This is a genomic window from Roseibium sp. ROS1, from assembly GCF_054658215.1.
In genome coordinates this window covers 995,084-1,015,469 of record NZ_BAAGIG010000002.1, presented here as the reverse complement: position 1 = coordinate 1,015,469, position 20,386 = coordinate 995,084, and the positions used below count along the sequence as shown (strand labels likewise).

Below are 20,386 nucleotides of genomic sequence, written 5' to 3'. Positions count from 1 at the left end.
GTGTTACCTTTTCTGTGCGAAGTTAGCCCCAGCTACCGCCGCCGCCGCCACTTGGGCCGCCGCCACCACCGCCGCCACTTCCGCCGCCGCTGTTGCCACCGCCTCCACTATTTCCGCCGCCGCTATTTCCGCCACCGCTATTGCCGTTGTTGCGGTCTTGAGCGCTAGGATCGTTGATCGGATCATAGGCAGGTCTCGAAGCCCTATTGGTCGTCGGGCTCGTGGTCGCAGGCTGCCTGACACCTTGCGGGGCCGGGTTTTGCTGTGTTTGGCATCCTGCCACCATCAGCGTCAGCAGTCCTGTGACTGGCAATAAGTACAAGAACGATTTCATCTGAATATCTCCCTCAACGATTAAAACAGATCATATCTGGGACGGTTCTGTTCCCACTGATGCTTTACCAGTGCAATCAGGGCCTCATCGCCTTCGGAAGGCGCCCGTCCAGAGGCTTCAAAGAAGTCGGCCAGGGCTTCACGGGTTTTCCGTCCCGGCTGCCCGTCAACCGGTCCTGGATCGAAACCGAGATCGGTCAGGGTCTGTTGCAACACCTTTGCCTTGAGGTTTTTCCGCGCATCGCCGAGAGCGGTCTTTGCCTGCTCGGCAGCCTGCGAAGACGGTTCAACAGCCACAGCCATGGCAAGCATGCGAACACGGTCCTGGCCTGCGGCATCGCCATCTTGCTGGCCAAGCATCCACGCGGTGTTGAATGCACCCCAGGGATCTCCGCGCTGGGCACTTTCACGGAACCAGCGAGTTGCCTCTTCCGCGTTTTGCTCAACACCCTGGCCATTGTAGTAAAGCAGTCCGATGGCCGTGCCGGCGGCAGGGTGCCCGCCTTCATGTGCTTTCATGAACCAGCCAAGAGCTGCTTCATAGTCCTGCGGCACACCTTTGCCGTCGCGGTACAGCGTCCCCATGTTCAGGTAGCCATAAATGTCGTTCCGCGATGCCGAGCGATTGTAGTAATAAACGGCGCGGTCGATGTTTTCTTCCACGTGTTGGCCATTCAGGTAGAAGCCACCAATGGCATTGAACGAGAACGTGTGGCCTGCCTCCACCGACTGCAGCAGTTTGTCCAGGCCGTCCTTTTCATTCTGGGCCGTGCCTTCGCCCTTGATCTCGGCCATACCAAGCGAATGCAGAGCATAGGCGTCTCCCCGCTCCGCTGCCTTGCGGTACAGGTCGACAGCCTTCTCGCGGTCACGATCGATCCCGGCACCCAGGAAATACATGCGTCCCAGCACCTGGCCGGCACGAACATGTCCCATCTGGTAGGCCTGTTCAAAGTAACCGACTGCCTGTTGCAGGTTACCGGCGGCAAATGCTCCACGACCGCGCTGAAAGACGAACCGGCCGATCTCCGGGTAGGCAGCCATCGCTTCGGCGCAGGCCGTATCCACAGCCGCCGCATCCAGATCGTTGGCGAGCCTTCCTTCCGTAACCGCCTGCAAATCGAAAGGCTGGGTTGCCAGGCGATCGCACTGCGTTACACGGGGTTGAACAATCTGCGTGATGGTTCTGGTGGGCGTTCCTTCGACAGCCGGCAATTCCAGAGCAAATTTCCGCGCTTCACTTTCACTGCCGATCTGCGGACGGACGGTCAATGTCGCGAGCGCAGAAACAGGAAAACGGTCGCCGGCCTGCAGCAAGCGGTTATCGGAAGCAAGCTGCAGGTCCGTATCGACAGAGACAACCTTCAGCCAATCGCTTGTTGCCGGCAGATCCTCGACAGGCGCATCCGGATAGACGTTTACGGGGCCGGTGCCGATATCAGCTTCTACCGCTCCCTTCGAGGCCGTGTTGCCCAGCCATGACAGGAGAGCTTCAAGCCGCTTCGTGCGGTTTTCCTCCACCTGCTCGTTTTGCACCGGCACTTCGGCCTGTGCGACCGTAATTGAGGCGATCGCGGATGCAGAACCACCCCATTGGTCCTCTACCTCGTAGGAGATCAGCTCCACGTCGCCGGGTTGGGAACCTTCCGGAAAGAACTCGAGACTGGCAAGCTCTGCCGCATCTATCACGTCCCCCTCAGCAACGGCCCGACCTCCCGGCAGCTTCAAGGTACCTTTTTCAGGTAGCAAGGTGAGCTTCGCCTTCAGCGTACCACCTTCTGGCTGAACCGGTTCGGGGATGCTGATCGGGACGGATTCAGCCGATGCAGATACACTGACCCTGTGATGGGCAGTCACGATCGGAGCCGGTTTGGGCGGTACGAAATAGAAGCTGGTGACGAGCGTTGAATCCTCATAAGGGATCTGCTGGCCGCCGGTCTTGCGAACCACGTCATCGCGAACCTTGGTCATCAGGTCCTTGATCTCGAGCGCCGGATCAAGAGCATTTTCGACCACAGAAGAGGTGAACGGGCTCATCGGCCCCTTGCCGTCGTAGGCAACCTGACCAGGACGCGTGGCATAGGAGATGAATGTACCGAGCTTGTTCGGAATCCGGCGCAGCCCTCTGGTCTTTCCGAGCGAATATTCTTCCTCGCCCCAAAACAGGCTTGCGATTTCGAACGGGTTGTCCCGACAGGCATCAAGCATGACGATCTGCAGGCTGGAAGCGGCCTTCATGTAGTCCAGCAGATGGGACACCTTGAGGCTTTCGAATTCCAGGTCGTATTGAGAGGACAGTTTGGCGTCGACAGGAAGAATGAAATTGGATTCGCCAACCTGAAGCGCATGACCGGAATAGTAGAACAGCGCCGTGTCGCCGTCGTTCAGTTCCCGCAGGAACCGGCGTACGACCTGTTCCAGATCCTTCTTGTTGAGGTCCGTGCCGATCGTCACATCAAAATCAGCCTCCCGAAGGATCCTGGCGATTTCCGTCGTGTCCGTAACGGGATTTTCCAGCGGGGTCACATACTGGTATTCCTGGTTGCCGATGACCAGCGCAACCCTGCGCCCGTCCTCGGTCTGTGCCATCGCCTGGGCGGAAGGCAATGCAAGAGCAGCACCCACCGGCAGGCTCAGAAGGCCCATCCTGACAGCTTTCCTCAACCTGCCAACAGGCTTGGTGGAGGTCATAGATTTGCCAACTCGTGTGGCAAGAGGTCGATAATCCCGATTCTGCATAACGTCCTCAGCGCTTAAATCCGCGTGTAACTATCGCGCTAGAGCTGCTGCCTGTCTGTGATGGAACTCACACGGAGGCACTTCCGGCTCCAAAGCGTCCGGCGCCCCCGTCGATCTAATACCCTTAGGGAAAGTGATGCACACTTGTGGTTCCGACGCAAGGGAGACAGCATCAGCAAGCGTCAGCTGTTCAGGCAATGCCCAAGGAATGCGGCCTCAGGCAAGTGTTTCTTTTCATTTCGAGTCATCCTACGCTGCTGCAAAAGCCTGCAAATGCTCGGGAGGTCAGATGACAGACGCGTTCAGGATTCGCCAGCTGAAGGAAAGTGAGATTCACATCCCACTCGAATTGGCGATGGAGGAAGGTTGGAACCCCGGGATTGAAGACGGCCCAGCATTCTTCACGGCCGATCCGAACGGGTATTTTGCCGGCGAAATAGACGGAAAGTTGATCAACGTTATTTCGGCAGTCCGCTACGGAGATACATTCGGCTTCATCGGGCTCTATATCTGCAAGCCTGAATTCCGGACCATGGGATACGGCCACCGGATCTGGGACCACGCGATGGCATATCTGGGGTCTCGGGTCATCGGTCTGGATGCGGTAAATGAGCAGACCGCAAGTTATGCCCAGCACGGGTTCAAGTCGGTCTACCGGAACATCCGGCATGCCGGCATCGCAATGTGCGATACGCCCATGGATCCGCGCCTTGCGCCACTTGGTCATGGCCTTTTTCCCGGCATACGTGATTATGACCAGCGCTTCTTTCCGGCTGAACGTACGCAATTCCTGAAGACCTGGGCCGCCCCCATGCTGGAAACACGCCGCGGCTTTGCCTTTGTCGAAGATGGTCATGTCAGGGGCTACGGCATTATCCGCCAGTGCCATGAAGGCTACAAGATCGGGCCCCTTTTCGCGGATGAACCGGAAATTGCCGATACCTTGTTCCGCACACTTGCCGGTCAGGTCAAAGGGCAGACCATTATCCTCGACACGCCCGAACCCAATGCGGCAGCATTGCTGATGGCGGAAAAATACGAGCTGTCACCGGAATTCGAAACCTTCCGCATGTATCGCGGCCTGGCACCCGATCTGCCTTTGGACCAGCTCTACGGCATCACAACGTTCGAATTGGGCTGAGGCGGCAGACCGCCCCGCGCCCTGTGTGTTTCCAATCAATGCTCGACTGACTGGTACGCAAGAATGGCGCCGGCAAGGTCTTCCAGCGCTGCCCCCACCGACTTGAACATGGTGATGGCTTCTTCACTCTGCCGGCCGGGATGTTCGCCTCGGCAAAGCTCATAAAGATCTGCTTTGATTTCGCCTGGCGACAATACCCCGGCTTTGATCGGCTGAACGATATCTCCACCTTCGGAAAGGCACCCATCGCGGGTGTCCACGAAGATCTCTGCCCGCTTCACAAGATCGTCATCACTCTCGCGCATGCTGGGCTTGAAGGCCCCCACAAGATCCACATGCGTTCCCGGCTTCAACAAGGCACCCTTGATCAAGGGTTCGGAAGAGAGAGTTGCGGCACTGACGATATCCGCTTCCCCAAGCGCTTCCTTCAAACTTGTTGCTGACTTCAGTTTCACCGGGAACTGGTCGGCAAGCGAGCGCACGACTTCTTCCGTCTTTTCCCTGGACCGCCCCCAGATGGTGACTTCGTCAATGGAACGAACGGCCATATGCGCGGCGATCAGATTGGGAGCAAGGCGCCCGGTGCCGAGTACCAGCAGGTGCCGCGCGTCGGAGCGAGCCAGGTAGCTGGCCGCAAGTGCGGAGGCCGCTGCGGTGCGCCTGGCTGTCAATTCGCCACCGTCGATAAGCGCGAGCATCTCTCCGGTTCGTGCATCCGACAAAAGGTATTGCGCAGAAATTGCGGGAAGATTACGCTCCGAATTGCCTGGAACCACATTGACCACCTTTACGCCCGCATATCCGCCCGGCACCCAGGCCGGCATCAGCAACACAGTCGCATCGGGCTCACCGGGTATTTCCATGTCATGATGGTGGCGGGTTGGCATCACGCAGCCAGACCGGAACATCTTTGCCAAAGCGTCTATCAGATCAGGATGTGGCAATGCATCGCGGGTCTGGTCTTCGGTCAAAAGCAACATGTTGGGCCAATCTGTTAAGTGTTAACTTTATTGATACAAATCATATTCCCCGGAGCAGTCCAAGCATTTGCTCGGACGAAAAACTCCAGGAGAGCGTAATTTTCAGGACAAATCGAAGATCATCATTACGTAGGCGGCGAACAGTGCCAGATGAACCGCGCCCTGGAGATAGTTCGTCGCCCTGCTGCCAAACGTCAACAGGCTTATGAACAGGGTCAGCACGAGCATGATGATGTCGGCAGGTTCCAGGCCGAGTTCAATCTTGAGTCCTGTCACCCAACTTACGAGAAGAACGGCTGGCACTGTCAGACCAATGGTCGCCACTGCAGATCCAAGGCAGATATTTACAGCGCGCTGAAGCTTGTTATCACGTGCAGCCTGCAAAGCGCTGAGCCCCTCGGGCATCAGCACAAGTGCCGCAACAATGAACCCGCTCAAGGCCAGCGGTGCTCCCAGCCCCTCGATACCGAATTCCACATAGAGTGCGAGCTTCTTCGACAGGAGGATGATCGGAAGAAGTGCCCCGAACAGGCCAATGATGTGAAACGGCATCGACCGAACGACTACGCCATGATGCCCTTCATCATGGCCGTCGTCGTCGGGCTGACGAAAGATATCGCTGTGCGTTACCGTCTGGATCGCCAGAAACACGCCATACAGCAGCAGGCACATGACGACATCGAACGCTGACTGTAGCGGAGACAGCTCTCCGCCAGGAGCCGAGTGGGTGATGCGCGGCAACACGAGCGCAAAGATTGCCAGAGGCACAAGCACCGACAGGAACGCATTCGCGCCTTGCAGATTATAGGTCTGGTTCTTGTGGCGCAGGCCGCCTGCCAAAAGACACAGGCCAACCAGCCCGTTCAGGACAATCATCACGACCGAGAACATCGTGTTGCGTGCCATCGTCGGAATGGCGTCGCCCGACAGCATGATCGCAACAATCAGCGCAACTTCGATCCCGATGACCGCCAGGGTCAGGATCAAGGTACCGAAGGGTTCGCCAAGCAGGGTTGCCAGGCATTCCGCGTGCCGGACAACCGAAAAGGCGCACCACATAACCGTGACGAATATGACTGCCAGTAGCAACAGCGACGGGACAATCCCGATCGTTTCCGGTTTCAAGGCATCACCCGCGAAGGTGAAGGCGGCAAAGACCGCAAATCCAGTGAAGCTCGGCAATTCCGATTTGAGGCTGGTCACAAAGAAACCCGAAAAAAATGAAAACAGTCTGGACAGACTATAGGCCGCCGCCGCCGCCTTCAACCAATGCCGGCAGACAAAAAAGGCCGGCGCTTGGCACCGGCCTTCCACTTCTGAAATGTCCGCAGGGTCAGATCGCCAGGTATTCCTGACGCAGCTGCGGATTGTCGAGGACTTCCTGTGCCGATCCGTCGAACACGACCTCTCCCATGTCCAGAATGACCGCCCTGTCAGCAAGGTGAAGCGCCGCGATTGCGTTCTGTTCAACAATGATGGTCGTGATGCCGAGATCCTTCACGCCTTCGAGGATGCGCTCGATCTCCTGAACGATCACCGGTGCGAGGCCTTCATAGGGCTCGTCCAGCAACAGCAGTTTGATGTCGCGCGCGAGGATACGTGCAACAGCCAGCATCTGCTGTTCGCCGCCGGACATGGTGATGGCGTCCTGCGACCGTCGTTCGGCCAACCTCGGGAAATGCTCGTAGATACGCTCGATCGACCATCCGACCGGCTCGGCAATCTGCGAAAGCTCCAGGTTCTCCTGAACCGTCAGTCCTGGAATGATGCGTCTGTCTTCCGGAACGAGGCCTACGCCCTGGCGGGCTGCCTGAAAGCTCTTCATGGTGTGAAGCGGCTTGTGATCGAGCCACACCTCGCCATGTTTCAGCTGCGGATCCTCCATCCGGGCGATTGCGCGCAACGTCGATGTCTTGCCTGCGCCATTGCGGCCCAGAAGTGCCAGGATCTCGCCCTCACGAATGTCAAAACTGACACCCTGAACGATATAGCTTTCGCCGTAATAGGCATGCAGGTCCCACGCAGAGAAAAATGCGGGGGCGCCGCCTTGAGATTTGCGCGGCGGGACGCCGGGAGCGGACCGGCCGCTGAACTGATCGTCAAGTAGGGTCACAGATGCGCTCCTCCGAGATAAGCTTCCTGTACGCGCGGGTCGCCCTTGATCTCTTCGGGCTTGCCTTCCGCGATGATCGTTCCCTGTGCGAGCACGGTGACCTTGTCGGCAAGCGAGAACACGACATGCATGTCATGTTCGATGACCACCTTGGTGATACCGCGTCCGGCAATCCGTTTCAGAAGATCGATCGTGTTGTTGGTATCGGCGCGGGACATGCCCGCGGTCGGTTCATCGAGAAGCAGCAGCTTCGGATCCTGCGAGAGGCACATGGCCAGCTCGAGCCGGCGCTTGTCACCACGTGACAGGGAACCGGAAATAACGTCTTTTTTCTCCGCCAGGCCGACGTCCTCCAGCATGTGAAGTGCCTTGTCCTGGATTTCCGCATCCCTATCGAGCCGCTTGAACGGACGCAGTGAGAACTGTCCGTCGCGCTTTGCCATGGTGGGGATAATGACGTTTTCCAGCAGGGTGAGTTCTGCGAAAATTTCAGGGGTCTGGAACACCCGAGAAACGCCGACCTGATTGATCTCGTAGGGCTTCATGCCTGTGAGCGAGATATCACCGAACTTCACCGTGCCGGTATCCGGGATCAACCGGCCGATCATGCAATTCAGGAAGGTCGACTTACCCGCTCCGTTAGGCCCGATGATCGCGTGAACAGTGCCCTGCTCCACCGAGAAGTTGACATTGTTGAGGGCTCTCAGACCGCCGAACGACTTGTTGACGCCCTCTACACGTAGGATTTCCATATTCTTGTTCCTTACTCTGCAGGGGCAGTTGCACGGTTCGGTTCGGACTTGCCGGATGACCGCTTGAACAGCTTACCGATCCGGGACACGCCTTCCATGATGCCACCAGGCAGGAAGATAACGATCAGCATGAAGAGAACACCGAGCGTAAGATGCCAGCCTTCACCGACGAACAGGCCGGCAACGGAGATGACGGGGCCTTCGATAAAGTCCGGAAGGAAACCGAAAATCTCATGCAGGGTCTGCTCGTTGAAGGCAGAGAAGATGTTCTCGAAATACTTGATCAGCGCCGCACCGAAGATCGGGCCGAGCAAGGTGCCTGCGCCGCCGAGAATGGTCATGAGAACGACCTCTCCAGATGCAGTCCATTGCATGCGCTCAGCACCTGCCAGCGGATCGGTGATGCACATCAAAGCACCGGCCAGACCTGCATACATGCCCGAGATCACGAACGCCGCCAGTGTGTAGGGACGCGGATTGAGGCCGGTGTAGGTCATACGGTTCTGGTTGGTCTTGACGGCGCGCAACATGATGCCGAAAGGCGACCGGAAGATCCGCTGAGCAACGAAGAAGCCGATCAGAAGGATGACCGCACAGAAGTAGAACCCGCCCCACCCGGTCATTTCAATGCCGAACAGGTTCGCGATCAGTGGGCCTTCCTGACCACCATTGCCATCGAACAGACGCGGGTCGCTGCGCAAAACACGCAAGCCGGTCTCCCCGTTGGTGATTGGCGTCAGAACCGAATAGGCCAGGTTATATGACATCTGAGCGAAAGCGAGCGTCAGGATCGAGAAATAGATGCCCGACCGGCGCAGCGACACATAGCCGATGGCAAGTGCGAAGATGCCGGAGGCGATGATTGCCATGATTACGGCGGGGATCGGGTTCATGCCAAGCAGCTTGAACGTCCAGACTGCGGTGTAGGAACCGACACCCAGAAACGCGGCATGGCCGAATGACAGGTATCCAGTCAGACCGAACAGAATGTTGAAACCGGTCGCAAAGAGACCAAAGATTGCAAACTTCTGCAGAAGGTCGGGATAACCGGCACCAATCGGCTCGAGCCAGATCGGCATCGTAAGCACCGCGACAGCAAAGATCGCAAAGAAGATGTAGTCGCGTGCAGGAGATGTTTTTGTAGACATTTTTTTAGTTCTCCATGACGCCCTTGCGGCCCATCAGCCCGCGCGGACGCACGAGAAGGATGACCACAGCAACGAGATAGATGATGATCTGGTCGATGCCTGGAAGAATGGCCTTGATTTCATTCATCGATGCGAAGGACTGCAGGATGCCGAGCAGGAAACCTGCCGCGACGGCTCCAGGCAGCGACCCCATGCCGCCAACAACGACCACGACGAAGCTGAGCACGAGGAAGTCCATGCCCATGTGATAGTCGGGTGGCAGGATCGGCGTGTACATGACCCCGGCAAGACCGGCGACCACTGCGGCGATCGCGAAAACGATGGTGAAACGGCGCTCGATGTTGATGCCCAGCAGCCCGACCGTATGACGGTCTGCCATGCCGGCCCGAACAACCATGCCGAAGGTGGTGAATTGCAGGAAGGCGAAGACGGCTGCGATGATGGCGCCTGCGAAGGCAAGGTAGACCATGCGCCAGTACGGATAGACGATCACGCCAGGATCCAAGCCGAGGGCAGCTCCGATGTCGGCTGCTCCGCGTACGGCATCTGGCGCGGTTTGCGGGATCGGGTTGGCGCCGAAGATCGACTTGATGATTTCCTGAAGAACGATAGCGAGGCCGAAGGTGACGAGGATCTGATCGGCGTGCGCCCGGTTGTAGAAGTGCTTGATCAGGCCACGTTCCATGATGAAACCGAAAAGCAGCATGACCGGAATGGCAAGCAGGATGGAAACCGGCACCGAATAGTTGAGCACCCAGTGACCGAAGTCTCCGAGGTATGCCTCGATGTAGGGTGTACGGATTTCGAGGGGAGTTCCCCACGCCGTCGTCTTGGTCGGATCCGTCGTCACGATCTCCAGGCTGAGAAGCTTGTTGAACGACACCGCGCAGAACGCACCCAGCATGAACAAGGCACCATGCGCGAAGTTGACGACCCCAAGGGTCCCGAAAATCAGGGTCAGTCCCAAGGCGATCAGCGCGTAGGCTCCGCCCTTGTCCAACCCGTTCAGCAGTTGAAGAATAATCACATCCATGGTCTTGCCGCTATTTGCTGCGTCACTTGCGTCCTGATAAGCAGCAGCCGCCGGCGGAGATCCTCCGGCGGCTGCCGACGTTCAAGAGCTTATGCGCCGTTGTTGCACGCGCCGAGTTCGCCACCCAGCAAGTCTGCCGGGTATTCGACCTGCGAACGCGGAGTGACTTCCACCACTTCGAGAAGGTCGAACTGGGAGCTCGGGTTTTCTTTACCCTTCACGACCAGAACGTCCTTGAAGCACTGGTGGTCTTCTGCGCGATAGAGGGTCGGACCGTTGCCCATGCCGTCGAATTCGAAGCCTTCGAGAGCTGCGGCAATCGCGCAAGGATCGAACGTGCCTGCCCGCTGTGCGGCATCTGCATAAAGCAGGGTCTGGACGTAGCAGGTGTGCGCAGCCTGGCTCGGCGGGAAGCCGTATTCCTGGCCGAAGGACTTCACGAAAGCCTTGGAGCCTTCGTCCTGCAGCGACCAGTGCCAGTTGGTGGACCCGAAGATGCCCTTAACGTTTTCACCGGCACCCTGTGCCATCAGGCGAGAATACAGCGGAACAACGATTACGAAGTCCTTGCCGTTGACCTGCTTGTCGCGCAGACCGAACTGAACAGCCTGGGTCAGGGAGTTCACCATGTCCTTGCCATAGTGGTTCAGAACAAGAACGTCAGCACCGGAGTTCAGAACCGGCGTGATGTACTGCGAGAAGTCACCAGCGCCAAGCGGCGTACGAACAGCAGCTGTCGTCTCCCAGCCCATGCCTTCGGTGTACTTCTTGATGGATTCTTCCTGAGACCAGCCCCAGGTGTAGTCGGCGGTAAGGTGATAGGCCTTGCGATCGGTGCCGTAGTTGTTCTTCAGAACCGGAGCCAGCGCAGCGCCGGACATTTCGGTGTTGAAGAAGTGACGGAAACCGTTCTTGCGCTTGTCCTTGCCGGTGGTGTCGTTGGAGTGGGTCAGACCCGCCATGAAGATGACGCCGGCTTCCTGGCAGAGCGACTGCACGGCGATCGCCACACCGGAGGACGAACCACCGGTAATCATGATAGCGCCGTCTTTTTCGATCATGCGCTTTGCGGATGCACGGGCTGCATCAGACTTGGTCTGCGTGTCACCGGTCACGAAGGCGACCTTCTTGCCGTTGACGCCGTTGCCCTTGAGTTCCTTCGACGAGAAGGTGTTCAACAAACCGCCGTCGCCTTCACCGTTCAGGTGCTTGACGGCAAGCTGATAGGCGCGCAGTTCGTCTGCCCCTTCGTCGGCATATGCGCCGGTCTGCGGAACGTTGAAGCCCAGAACGACTTCAGCGCCTGTCGGTTCGTTGAGATAACCGGCAGACCATGCGCGGCTGGTGAAAATGGTCGGCGTTGCCAATGCGGCACCGCCCAATGCGCCAGCGCGCAAAATGGAACGACGATTGAGGGGTTTACGAATTAAGCTCATACTTTCCTCCCAGAAAGGCGTCGCGTACCCACCTCGGGCACGCCTGCAATAGCTGTACAGCTGCAAGCAATTCCGGCTTGTTCCCCGTCCGGGATCCCGGCTCCTCCGCACCAAAACTGCAAGCTGCAATGACTGTAAAAAAATCATCTGCAAAACAGCAATACGACTATCGGATCGCTCACCCACACCAACTCATTATACTTTCGAAGTAATCACGGCTAATCTTCGAATTTCCTCGCGATTTTTATTGCATTGCGTCATTTTGTTTCTTTTTTATTTTCAGCCACTTACTTCTCACGCATACCGCAACGCGAAGTTACCTTGACGTAAAGGTTCAAAAATCCGGAATTTCAAAGCGTTAGACCAAAGTGCAAGATCGGACGGAGCTCAAAGGACGTCCGCGGCGAAATTGACGGAGACGGATACGGGCGGATAAGCTGCGGTTCTCGCCTTCGTCCCCGTACACCCGCCCGGAATCATTTCAATGAACATCCTCACTTCCCTTGAGGACCTTCACGCACACTACGGTACTGCCGGAGAAGCGTCCTTGATCAAGGAAATCGATCATCTGAGCCCCGCGTATCGCAGGATTGTCGAGGCTTCCAACTTCTGCACACTTGCAACCTGTGGACCAGAAGGGCTCGACTGCTCTCCGCGCGGCGACGACGGCATGGTTGTCAGGATACAGGATGACCAGACGCTGCTGATGCCCGACCGGCGGGGCAACAACAGGATCGACTCGCTGTGCAATATTGTTCGCGACCCGCGTGTCTCACTCATGTTCATGATTCCCGGCTGGAACAACGTTCTGAGGATCAACGGCAAGGCAGTACTTTCCGTCGAGCAGGACCTTATTGCCAGCTTCGAGAAAGAGGGGCATTTGCCTCGTTCGGTGATCGTGGTCACGATCGGTTCGGTCTACTTCCAGTGCGCGCGCGCCATCATGCGTGCCGGCCTCTGGGAAACCGAGAACAGGACCGGCAAGGGCGACTTGCCGTCACCAGGTGAAATCATGAAGGAAATCAAGGCAAGTTTCGATGGTGAAACCTATGACCGCGAATGGCCGGAGCGTGCCAAGACTTCGATGTGGTAAGCGGTCTCCAATTGATGCCAATGACATCGAAAGACCGTTACAAAGCATCATGAGGCAAGCGATTGCCGTTGCCTTCCTTGCCCGCCGAACAGAAACACCGGTTGCCATATCGCGTTCTGCGGCCTGACCGGCTTCAAGGCGCTATTTAGCCGCAGAGTGCTTGGAACCGATCCCAATCTGCGCCATATGTCGCTGACATCCTTCAAGATACCTTCCGAGGCACAAATGACCGTCAATCCGCTTCTTTCCGACTGGACCACGCCGTTCGACCTGCCTCCCTTCGAGACGATCTCTCCCGAGCATTTCGAGGAAGCATTCGACGCCGCCATGGCGGAAGCCAAGGCGGACACTGACAGGATCGCCGATCAGGAGGTGGCGCCGACTTTTGAAAACACGATTGTTGCCCTGGAGACGTCAGGAAAGACGCTCACCAAGGTTGCAAGGACGTTTTTCAACCTGACCGGTGCCCATACCAATGAGTCCCTGCAAAAGATCGAGCGCGACGTGGCGCCGAAGCTTGCCAAACATTCCTCGGAAATGCTGCTGAATTCCAAGCTTTACGGCCGGATTGCTGCATTGTGGGAACAAAGGGATTCGCTTGAACTCAATTCCGAAGACGCGCGCGTGCTCGAACGGTATCAGAAAATGTTCCAGCGGGCCGGTGCTGGCCTTGACGATGCCGGCAAGGCGCGGATGGCTGACATTTCGCAAAGACTTGCCACGCTCGGCACCAGCTTTTCCCAGAACGTACTCAAGGATGAGTCGGATTATCAGCTTGTTCTGGAAACCGAGGAAGACCGTGCCGGCCTGCCTGACTTCCTGCTGACGTCGGCTGCCGAAGCTGCAAACGAACGAGGGCTTGACGGAAAGCACGTCATCACGCTTTCCCGTTCCTCGATTGAACCTTTCCTTCAATTTTCCACGAACCGGCGTTTGCGTGAAGAAGCCTTCAAGGCATGGTCCGCCCGGGGAGAAAACGGCGGCCAGACAGACAACCGGGCAATCATCAGCGAAACCCTCAAACTGCGGGACGAGAAAGCCCGGATGCTCGGCTTCAAGAACTTTGCGGAGTTCAAGCTCGACGACACGATGGCCAAGACGCCTGACAACGTCAGAGGCCTGCTTGTGAAGGTCTGGGAACCGGCGGTCGCTCAGGCGCGGGAAGAAGAAGCCAAGCTGGCGGACATGGCGCGCAATGCCGGCGAAAACCATTCTATCGAGGCCTGGGACTGGCGCTTTTATTCCGAAAAGGTCCGCAAGGCCGAACACGATCTGGATGAAACGGAGCTGAAGCCTTACCTGCAGCTTGAAAACATCATCCAGGCTGCCTTTGACACGGCAACACGTCTCTTCGGGCTTACTTTCAAAGAACTCAAGGACATGCCGGTCTACCATCCGGATGTCCGGGTGTTTGAAGTTCTCGACAAGGATGGCAATCACGTCGGTCTCTTTCTGGGAGACTATTTCGCACGGTCGTCAAAAAGATCCGGTGCCTGGATGAGTGCATTCCGGTCGCAACACAGGCTAGAAGGCGACGTAACGCCGATCATCGTCAATGTGATGAATTTCTCCAAAGGTGCCAAGGGTGAAGCCACACTGCTGACGTTCGATGATGCCCGGACCCTGTTCCACGAGTTTGGCCATGGCCTGCACGGTCTTCTTTCGAATGTGACCTACCCCATGATTTCGGGCACCAGCGTCTCGCGTGACTTCGTCGAGTTGCCCTCTCAGCTGTATGAGCACTGGTTGTCTCAACCCGAAGTGCTTTCAAAATACGCCGTTCACTACAAGACCGGCGAACCGATGCCCGAGGCGCTTCTCGACAAGCTGCTTGCTGCCGCCAATTTCAATCAGGGATTTGCGACGGTAGAGTATACGGCTTCCGCACTGATCGATCTCGAACTCCATCAATTGGAAGATCCGGCAGAACTAGATGTTGCAGCCTTCGAAATGGAAGAACTCGGCAAGATCGGCATGCCGCAAGCCATCACGATGCGTCATCGTATCCCGCATTTCCAGCATGTCTTTTCGGGCGACGGCTACGCGGCTGGATATTACAGCTACATGTGGTCGGAAGTGATGGATGCGGATGCGTTTGAGGCATTTGAAGAGAAGGGCAACGTATTTGATCCGGAAACGGCTGGAAAACTGTTGACCTACATCTACTCAGCCGGTGGCCGGCAGGACCCGGAAGCCGCGTATCTTGCATTCCGGGGGCGTGCGCCACGGATCGATGCTCTTCTTGAAAAGCGCGGCTTTGCTGCCTGATCCGACCCCTTCTCCAGGCCTGCCGGCTAACGCCGGCAGGTCAAACGTTTCCAGGACAACCGGATGACCCACATGCAGCCTCAGGCGACCCCGACCGCTCCTCTTCTCAGAACGGGCATGGCCATGGCCGGTGTCTCAGGTGCAGCCGGCGTCGTAAGTCTGGCATTGTCCGCGCACGCCAGCGCGTCAAGCCTGATCGAAACCGCTGCACACATGCTTTTGTTTCACGCGCCTGTGTTCCTGGGCATCGGCCTTCTCGCCCAATTGCGGAGAGTGCCGCTCCTTCCCGTCGTTTTGATATTCCTTGCCGCAGGACTGTCCCTGTTCTGTGGTGACCTGTTGATGCGGGCTTTTCTGGAAAGGCGCCTGTTTGCGATGTCGGCGCCAATCGGCGGCATGATGGTGATCCTCGGATGGCTGATGCTCGCGCTCTGTGCTTTACGTGTTCGGCCCAAGTGACTAAAAGCCATCTGACAGGTTATTCCGGTAAAACCAGAACCAATTCGGATTATTTTTAGTGACTGTTTCCGCACAAATTTCAGGCGACACCCAAAAGGCCGAACCGACAGCCACCAAGGCCGAAGACTTCGTGCCGCCCTACCCGTTCCGCTATGAAAAGATGCCGCCGGTCTGGAGCCTGATCGGCATGGCCAAGCGCAATTTTCTATCTATTTGGGGCGTTGATGATTTTCAAAGCCGCCTCAGAAGCAAAAAGATCTTCACTCGTGAACTGGTGATCTGCAACCGGCCAGACGTGGTTCGTGAAGCGTTCCAGACCAATCACGAGGTCTTGCAGCGCAAAAGCCCGCAAATGCGTCATGCCTTGCAGCCTCTTCTCGGCGACGGTCTTTTTATCAGTGATACCGAAACCTGGGCGAAACGCCGCAAGGTGGTAGCACCGATCATACACGGCTCGCGCGTCAAAGGATTCGCGCCGATCATGATCGAAACCATCGAGGAACAGCGAGCCGACTGGGCATCGCAGGGCGAAGGCGCTGAGGTCGATGCGCTCGCCGATATGGCACACCTGACAGCAGAGATCATTTGCCGGACCATTTTTGGGCGCCAGCTGGGCAAGGATCATGCTGCCGAAGTCGTTCAGGGTTTTTCGGATTATCAGCGCCATATCGACCAGGTCGACATCCTCTCCCTCTTCGGACTGCCCGAATGGCTGCCACGTTTTCGTGGTCGTGCGATTAAGAAACCTGTCGAGCGCATCATGACGGTGCTCGACAAGATCATCGCCAACTACGAAGCGCAGAAGGAAAAAGGCGAAGCATCCGTCATTGGCGGTTTGCTGGAAGCGAGAGACGAGAACGGCGAACCACTGAGCCGTGAGGCAATCATCAGTGAAGCTGCCGTGATTTTCATGGCCGGCCATGAAACAACCGCCAACACACTGGCCTGGGCCTGGTTCCTGCTGTCCCAATGCGACAAGAGCAGGGCAAAATTGCAGGCCGAACTCGACACGGTCCTCGCCGGCCGGTCACCGACATTCCAGGACGTTCCCAACCTGCCCTACACCAAGGCTGTCATCGAGGAAACCTTGCGGCTGTATCCGCCGGTCCCTATCCTTGCGCGAGAGGCAATGGCCGACACAAGCATCGGCGGCAAGTCAGTGCCAAAAGGTTCGCTGGTCATGGTGGTGCCATGGCTTATGCATCGCAATCCGGTGCTATGGTCGAAACCGGACGTTTTTGATCCCGGCCGTTTTCTCAATCCAAAATCGAAGAAACCCAATAAATACGGGTATGTCCCGTTCAGCATCGGCCCGCGCATTTGCGCCGGACTGCAATTCGGCATGACAGAAGCAATTCTCAGCCTGGCCATTCTCGCCCAGGATTTCGAACTGAAGCTGAAAGACGGTACGGACGTCCAGCCAGTAGCGCGGTTGACCTTGCGCCCTGGTGAAAACCTGCCAATGACACTGCACCCGCGCCATTCATGACCAAACAGACGCGGCTGGAAGATATTCCCTTCGCTGAAACTCTTGCAGTAGAGCCCGCCGCTCCTCGTCTACGGGATCTCTTTTCTCAACAGGAGGCAGAGCGGGAGGCAGCTCGGCTTCACTGGTTCGTTCATGTCAAGGACGGTGTCCTGAACACCCTTTTTCATCGTTCGCTGAAACTGTGCCCACCAGCATTCGCATCGGGTTTCGGCAATCTGCTCGTGCCGGTAATGCGTTGGTCATATCGAGACAAACTGTTTCCGCAGCGCATCAGCCGTAATTTTGAAACGCTGACCGTCAACCGCTGGAACACCGACAAGGGCCAGAAAGCGGGACTGAAACGATGGTGGCACAACATCGGCCGAACGATGTCCGAGTTCTGCATCGTCAACAAGTTATGGAAAAGTGCTCGTATTGAAGTTGAAGGGTTGGAACATCTGAAAGCGGCGCAGGCCAAAGGCGCACCAGTGATCTTCACATCCATGCATCTTGGCACCTGGGAAGCACTTTTCGTGGCGATACACGAGGGGCTCGCCGGACCGAGCATCGGTCCATTTCAACCGGAACCAAACCGGTTCAAGAACCGCATTGTTCATGCCATCCGCAAGGAGCGAAACCAGTATCTTTTCCCGCCGGGGCAAAGAAGCGCGTATCGGCTGCACCGGTTGATGAACAACGGACAGTATTCCATGACCATTTTCGTGGACGAAGTTCGCGACAAGCAGGTCCATCTGCCCAGTTTCGGTCGACCATTGCCGAAAAAAGGAAATGCTATCGTCGCAGTGAAGATCGCCAATTCCTGCGGCGGCACAATTATCCCGACATATCTTGTGCGACTGGGACCGGCCCGTTTCAGGATGGTCATTCTGCCGCCTCTGGAAAGACCGGAAGAAACCACCGGCTATGATCTACACGAAGCAGTCCGGGTCATGAACGATGTGTTCGAACCGATCGTGCTCGAACACATCGAAGAATGGTACATGTTGGGCGAATTGAGGTTGCCCAGAAAATTCGCCCAAAGCGCCTACGCGAAAGCCTTGAGCGAAAAGAACCAAGCCCGAAAGTGGTAGATTATCCCTTCAGTCGCTCGGCATGCCAGGCAACGTGGTCGCGCGCGAACGTTGACACGAAATAATAGGAATGGTCGTAGCCTGCCTGCAAGCGGTAGGTGTGAGCCGTCTTCGTTTCGGTCAATGCATCGATGAGTGCAGCGGGTTTGAGCAGTTCGTAGAATTGATCGCCTGCACCCTGATCAATAAGAACATCACCGGCCCAGCCCTTTTCCTTGACCAGAACCGTCGCGTCATGCGCTGTCCAGAGTGTCTCATCAGCTCCGAGATAGGCCCCAAGCTGTTTGCGGCCCCAGTCGGAAGCCGTGGGGTTTGCGATCGGCGCAAAGGCTGACAACGACTGGTAATGCCCGGGATATTTCATTGCCAGCGTCAACGCGCCGTGCCCGCCCATGGAATGCCCGGTGATCCCGTGATGCACGGAAACTGGGAAGTTCTCGGTCACCAGATCGCGCAATTCGCTGGCAATGTAGGTCTCCATCTGGAAATGCGGCGCCCATGGAATCTCTGTCGCGTTGACATAGAATCCCGCCCCCTGCCCCAGATCATAAGCCTCATCATTGGCAACGCCCTCGCCACGCGGGCTGGTGTCCGGAAAGACGACGGCAATACCAAACTCTGCTGCATGGGCCTGCAGCCCGGCTTTGGTCATGGCGTTTTCATGGGTGCAGGTCAGACCCGACAAATACCAAAGACATGGCACGGGGCCGTCCTTGGCCTGCGGCGGAATGTAGACCGCAAAAGTCATTTCACAACCACAGGCTTCCGACATGTGGCTATAGACACCTTGGGTGCCGCCAAAGGACTTGTTTTCGGAAAGGGTTTTCATTGTCAGTCAATTCCAATCTCTGAATAGCCGCCTATCCAAAAGGACTTCTCCGGCCTTGCCTTGCCAGACCGGAGAGACGCAGCATGCGCGTCCCCACTTTCGCAGGGACGACGCCTTGGCAATATGTCGGCGAGTTACGCCTGACGTTCGATCAGTAAACCACCACAGAGCGGATCGATTCACCGGAGTGCATCAGATCGAAACCCTTGTTGATGTCTTCGAGAGGCATCGTGTGGGTGATCATCGGATCGATCTCGATCTTGCCGTCCATGTACCAGTCAACGATCTTCGGAACGTCCGTGCGGCCACGCGCGCCACCAAATGCGGTGCCTTTCCAGACGCGGCCGGTCACAAGCTGGAACGGACGGGTCGAGATCTCAGCACCAGCCGGAGCAACACCGATGATGATGCTCTCGCCCCAGCCCTTGTGGGCTGATTCAAGCGCCGTACGCATGACATTCACGTTGCCGGTCGCATCGAAGGTATAGTCGGCCCCACCTTTGGTGAGGTTCACAAGATACGGAACAAGGTCGCCCTCTACTTCACTCGGATTGACGAAATCGGTCATGCCGAAACGCTCGGCCATCTCTTTCTTTTCCGGGTTCAGGTCAACGCCGACAATCTGGTCGGCACCAGCAAGACGCAGACCCTGGAGAACGTTCAGACCGATGCCGCCGAGGCCGAAGACAATCGCACGCGAACCGATTTCCACCTTTGCGGTGTTGATCACCGCACCGATGCCGGTCGTGACACCACAGCCGATGTAGCAGACCTTGTCGAATGGCGCGTCCGGACGGATCTTCGCCAGAGCGATTTCCGGTACGACCGTGTAGTTGGAGAACGTCGATGTGCCCATGTAGTGCAGGATCGGGTCACCATCGAGGGTCGAGAATCGGGACGAGCCGTCCGGCATCAGGCCCTGCCCCTGTGTCGCGCGGATCGACTGGCAGAGGTTTGTTTTCGGATTGAGGCAATATTCGCAGGTCCGGCACTCCGGCGTGTAGAGCGGAATGACATGGTCGCCCGGCTTCAGGGTAGTCACACCCGGGCCAACCTCGACAACGACACCTGCCCCTTCGTGACCCAGAATCGCGGGAAACAGACCTTCCGGATCCGCACCTGACAGGGTGAATTCATCGGTATGGCAGATGCCGGTTGCCTTGATTTCCACCAGCACTTCAAAAGCGCGCGGGCCTTCAAGCCTTACAGTGGTGACTTCAAGCGGTTTTCCGGCCCCAACGGCCACAGCGGCGCGAACTTCCATGAAGGATCTCCTGATGTGTGTTTCCCGGGGAGAGTTAACGTCCATATCTGCAAATGCAAGAACCGATGCGGCATCCGCTGTCGGGATTGCGCTATTCGATGAAATCTACCCCGCCCGACACCTTGCAGGAAGCGCTGAAATCCATTGTTTCTCCGAGGGTTTGGTTAGTCTGGCACAATTCATCGCAGGCCGTAAGACACCCATGTCGCATTCAGACAAGCATGCGACTGAAACCTTAT

General features: G+C 57.0%; 17 protein-coding genes. 6 read left to right on the top strand and 11 right to left on the bottom strand.

The window, feature by feature from the left end; translation table 11 throughout:
* Positions 1-3: 3 nt before the first annotated feature.
* Complete coding sequence (locus ACYQ6M_RS12750) at positions 4-186, bottom strand: hypothetical protein (RefSeq protein WP_460074193.1); 183 nt, start codon at positions 184-186, stop codon at positions 4-6.
* A 168-nt stretch (positions 187-354) separates the two neighbouring features.
* Positions 355-2,979 carry a caspase family protein gene (locus ACYQ6M_RS12745; protein WP_460074192.1) on the bottom strand — a complete coding sequence of 875 codons (2,625 nt, stop codon included), beginning with the start codon at positions 2,977-2,979 and terminating at the stop codon, positions 355-357.
* Between the two features lie 382 nt (positions 2,980-3,361).
* Here ACYQ6M_RS12745 and ACYQ6M_RS12740 point away from each other — a divergent pair, with 382 nt between their 5' ends.
* Complete coding sequence (locus tag ACYQ6M_RS12740) at positions 3,362-4,213, top strand: GNAT family N-acetyltransferase (protein WP_228868458.1); 852 nt, start codon at positions 3,362-3,364, stop codon at positions 4,211-4,213.
* A gap of 35 nt (positions 4,214-4,248) precedes the next feature.
* On the opposite strand, the gene lhpI is transcribed toward ACYQ6M_RS12740, so the two are convergent.
* The 7 genes from lhpI to ACYQ6M_RS12705 form a co-directional block, all read right to left on the bottom strand.
* Positions 4,249-5,193 carry a bifunctional Delta(1)-pyrroline-2-carboxylate/Delta(1)-piperideine-2-carboxylate reductase gene (gene lhpI, locus ACYQ6M_RS12735; RefSeq protein WP_460074189.1) on the bottom strand — a complete coding sequence of 315 codons (945 nt, stop codon included), beginning with the start codon at positions 5,191-5,193 and terminating at the stop codon, positions 4,249-4,251.
* 102 nt (positions 5,194-5,295) lie between these two features.
* Positions 5,296-6,396, bottom strand: a complete 1,101-nt coding sequence (locus tag ACYQ6M_RS12730) for a calcium:cation antiporter (RefSeq protein ID WP_228148041.1) — start codon at positions 6,394-6,396, stop codon at positions 5,296-5,298.
* A gap of 130 nt (positions 6,397-6,526) precedes the next feature.
* Positions 6,527-7,306 carry an ABC transporter ATP-binding protein gene (locus ACYQ6M_RS12725; RefSeq protein WP_022999384.1) on the bottom strand — a complete coding sequence of 260 codons (780 nt, stop codon included), beginning with the start codon at positions 7,304-7,306 and terminating at the stop codon, positions 6,527-6,529.
* Positions 7,303-8,058 (bottom strand): ABC transporter ATP-binding protein, encoded by a 756-nt coding sequence (locus ACYQ6M_RS12720; protein WP_022999385.1) that lies wholly within the window; start codon positions 8,056-8,058, stop codon positions 7,303-7,305. The genes ACYQ6M_RS12725 and ACYQ6M_RS12720 overlap by 4 nt, the downstream gene beginning before the upstream one ends.
* Before the next feature lie 11 nt (positions 8,059-8,069).
* Positions 8,070-9,206 carry a branched-chain amino acid ABC transporter permease gene (locus tag ACYQ6M_RS12715; RefSeq protein ID WP_075282584.1) on the bottom strand — a complete coding sequence of 379 codons (1,137 nt, stop codon included), beginning with the start codon at positions 9,204-9,206 and terminating at the stop codon, positions 8,070-8,072.
* Between the two features lie 4 nt (positions 9,207-9,210).
* Positions 9,211-10,239, bottom strand: a complete 1,029-nt coding sequence (locus ACYQ6M_RS12710; RefSeq protein WP_022999387.1) for a branched-chain amino acid ABC transporter permease — start codon at positions 10,237-10,239, stop codon at positions 9,211-9,213.
* 89 nt (positions 10,240-10,328) lie between these two features.
* Complete coding sequence (locus ACYQ6M_RS12705; RefSeq protein ID WP_168686954.1) at positions 10,329-11,675, bottom strand: substrate-binding protein; 1,347 nt, start codon at positions 11,673-11,675, stop codon at positions 10,329-10,331.
* A 484-nt stretch (positions 11,676-12,159) separates the two neighbouring features.
* Here ACYQ6M_RS12705 and ACYQ6M_RS12700 point away from each other — a divergent pair, with 484 nt between their 5' ends.
* The 5 genes from ACYQ6M_RS12700 (at position 12,160) to ACYQ6M_RS12680 (ending at position 18,054) form a co-directional block, all read left to right on the top strand.
* Positions 12,160-12,768 (top strand): pyridoxamine 5'-phosphate oxidase family protein, encoded by a 609-nt coding sequence (locus tag ACYQ6M_RS12700; RefSeq protein WP_460074184.1) that lies wholly within the window; start codon positions 12,160-12,162, stop codon positions 12,766-12,768.
* Between the two features lie 225 nt (positions 12,769-12,993).
* Positions 12,994-15,036, top strand: a complete 2,043-nt coding sequence (locus ACYQ6M_RS12695) for a M3 family metallopeptidase (protein ID WP_460074182.1) — start codon at positions 12,994-12,996, stop codon at positions 15,034-15,036.
* A 63-nt stretch (positions 15,037-15,099) separates the two neighbouring features.
* On the top strand, positions 15,100-15,495 hold the full coding sequence (locus tag ACYQ6M_RS12690; RefSeq protein ID WP_031268787.1) for a DUF423 domain-containing protein: 396 nt from the start codon (positions 15,100-15,102) through the stop codon (positions 15,493-15,495).
* 58 nt (positions 15,496-15,553) lie between these two features.
* Positions 15,554-16,984 carry a cytochrome P450 gene (locus ACYQ6M_RS12685; RefSeq protein WP_022999392.1) on the top strand — a complete coding sequence of 477 codons (1,431 nt, stop codon included), beginning with the start codon at positions 15,554-15,556 and terminating at the stop codon, positions 16,982-16,984.
* Positions 16,981-18,054 carry a lysophospholipid acyltransferase family protein gene (locus tag ACYQ6M_RS12680; RefSeq protein ID WP_460074178.1) on the top strand — a complete coding sequence of 358 codons (1,074 nt, stop codon included), beginning with the start codon at positions 16,981-16,983 and terminating at the stop codon, positions 18,052-18,054. Before ACYQ6M_RS12685 ends, ACYQ6M_RS12680 begins: the two co-directional genes overlap by 4 nt.
* A 1-nt stretch (position 18,055) precedes the next feature.
* Here the strand turns inward: ACYQ6M_RS12680 and fghA are convergent, their stop codons facing one another.
* Together fghA and ACYQ6M_RS12670 are read right to left on the bottom strand one after the other, a co-directional pair.
* Positions 18,056-18,883, bottom strand: a complete 828-nt coding sequence (gene fghA / locus ACYQ6M_RS12675; protein ID WP_152506730.1) for an S-formylglutathione hydrolase — start codon at positions 18,881-18,883, stop codon at positions 18,056-18,058.
* Between the two features lie 151 nt (positions 18,884-19,034).
* Complete coding sequence (locus ACYQ6M_RS12670) at positions 19,035-20,147, bottom strand: S-(hydroxymethyl)glutathione dehydrogenase/class III alcohol dehydrogenase (RefSeq protein ID WP_460074175.1); 1,113 nt, start codon at positions 20,145-20,147, stop codon at positions 19,035-19,037.
* Positions 20,148-20,386 lie beyond the last annotated feature (239 nt).

Bases quoted from the DNA above. Each gene is read 5' to 3' on its own strand.
- ACYQ6M_RS12720 (WP_022999385.1), bottom strand. From the start codon at position 8,058: ATGGAAATCCTACGTGTAGAGGGCGTCAACAAGTCGTTCGGCGGTCTG.
- ACYQ6M_RS12700 (WP_460074184.1), top strand. From the start codon at position 12,160: ATGAACATCCTCACTTCCCTTGAGGACCTTCACGCACACTACGGTACT.
- ACYQ6M_RS12690 (WP_031268787.1), top strand. From the start codon at position 15,100: ATGACCCACATGCAGCCTCAGGCGACCCCGACCGCTCCTCTTCTCAGA.
- ACYQ6M_RS12710 (WP_022999387.1), bottom strand. From the start codon at position 10,239: ATGGATGTGATTATTCTTCAACTGCTGAACGGGTTGGACAAGGGCGGA.
- ACYQ6M_RS12670 (WP_460074175.1), bottom strand. From the start codon at position 20,147: ATGGAAGTTCGCGCCGCTGTGGCCGTTGGGGCCGGAAAACCGCTTGAA.
- ACYQ6M_RS12715 (WP_075282584.1), bottom strand. From the start codon at position 9,206: ATGTCTACAAAAACATCTCCTGCACGCGACTACATCTTCTTTGCGATC.
- ACYQ6M_RS12695 (WP_460074182.1), top strand. From the start codon at position 12,994: ATGACCGTCAATCCGCTTCTTTCCGACTGGACCACGCCGTTCGACCTG.
- ACYQ6M_RS12705 (WP_168686954.1), bottom strand. From the start codon at position 11,675: ATGAGCTTAATTCGTAAACCCCTCAATCGTCGTTCCATTTTGCGCGCT.
- ACYQ6M_RS12750 (WP_460074193.1), bottom strand. From the start codon at position 186: ATGATCCGATCAACGATCCTAGCGCTCAAGACCGCAACAACGGCAATA.
- ACYQ6M_RS12680 (WP_460074178.1), top strand. From the start codon at position 16,981: ATGACCAAACAGACGCGGCTGGAAGATATTCCCTTCGCTGAAACTCTT.
- fghA (WP_152506730.1), bottom strand. From the start codon at position 18,883: ATGAAAACCCTTTCCGAAAACAAGTCCTTTGGCGGCACCCAAGGTGTC.
- ACYQ6M_RS12740 (WP_228868458.1), top strand. From the start codon at position 3,362: ATGACAGACGCGTTCAGGATTCGCCAGCTGAAGGAAAGTGAGATTCAC.
- lhpI (WP_460074189.1), bottom strand. From the start codon at position 5,193: ATGTTGCTTTTGACCGAAGACCAGACCCGCGATGCATTGCCACATCCT.
- ACYQ6M_RS12745 (WP_460074192.1), bottom strand. From the start codon at position 2,979: ATGGGCCTTCTGAGCCTGCCGGTGGGTGCTGCTCTTGCATTGCCTTCC.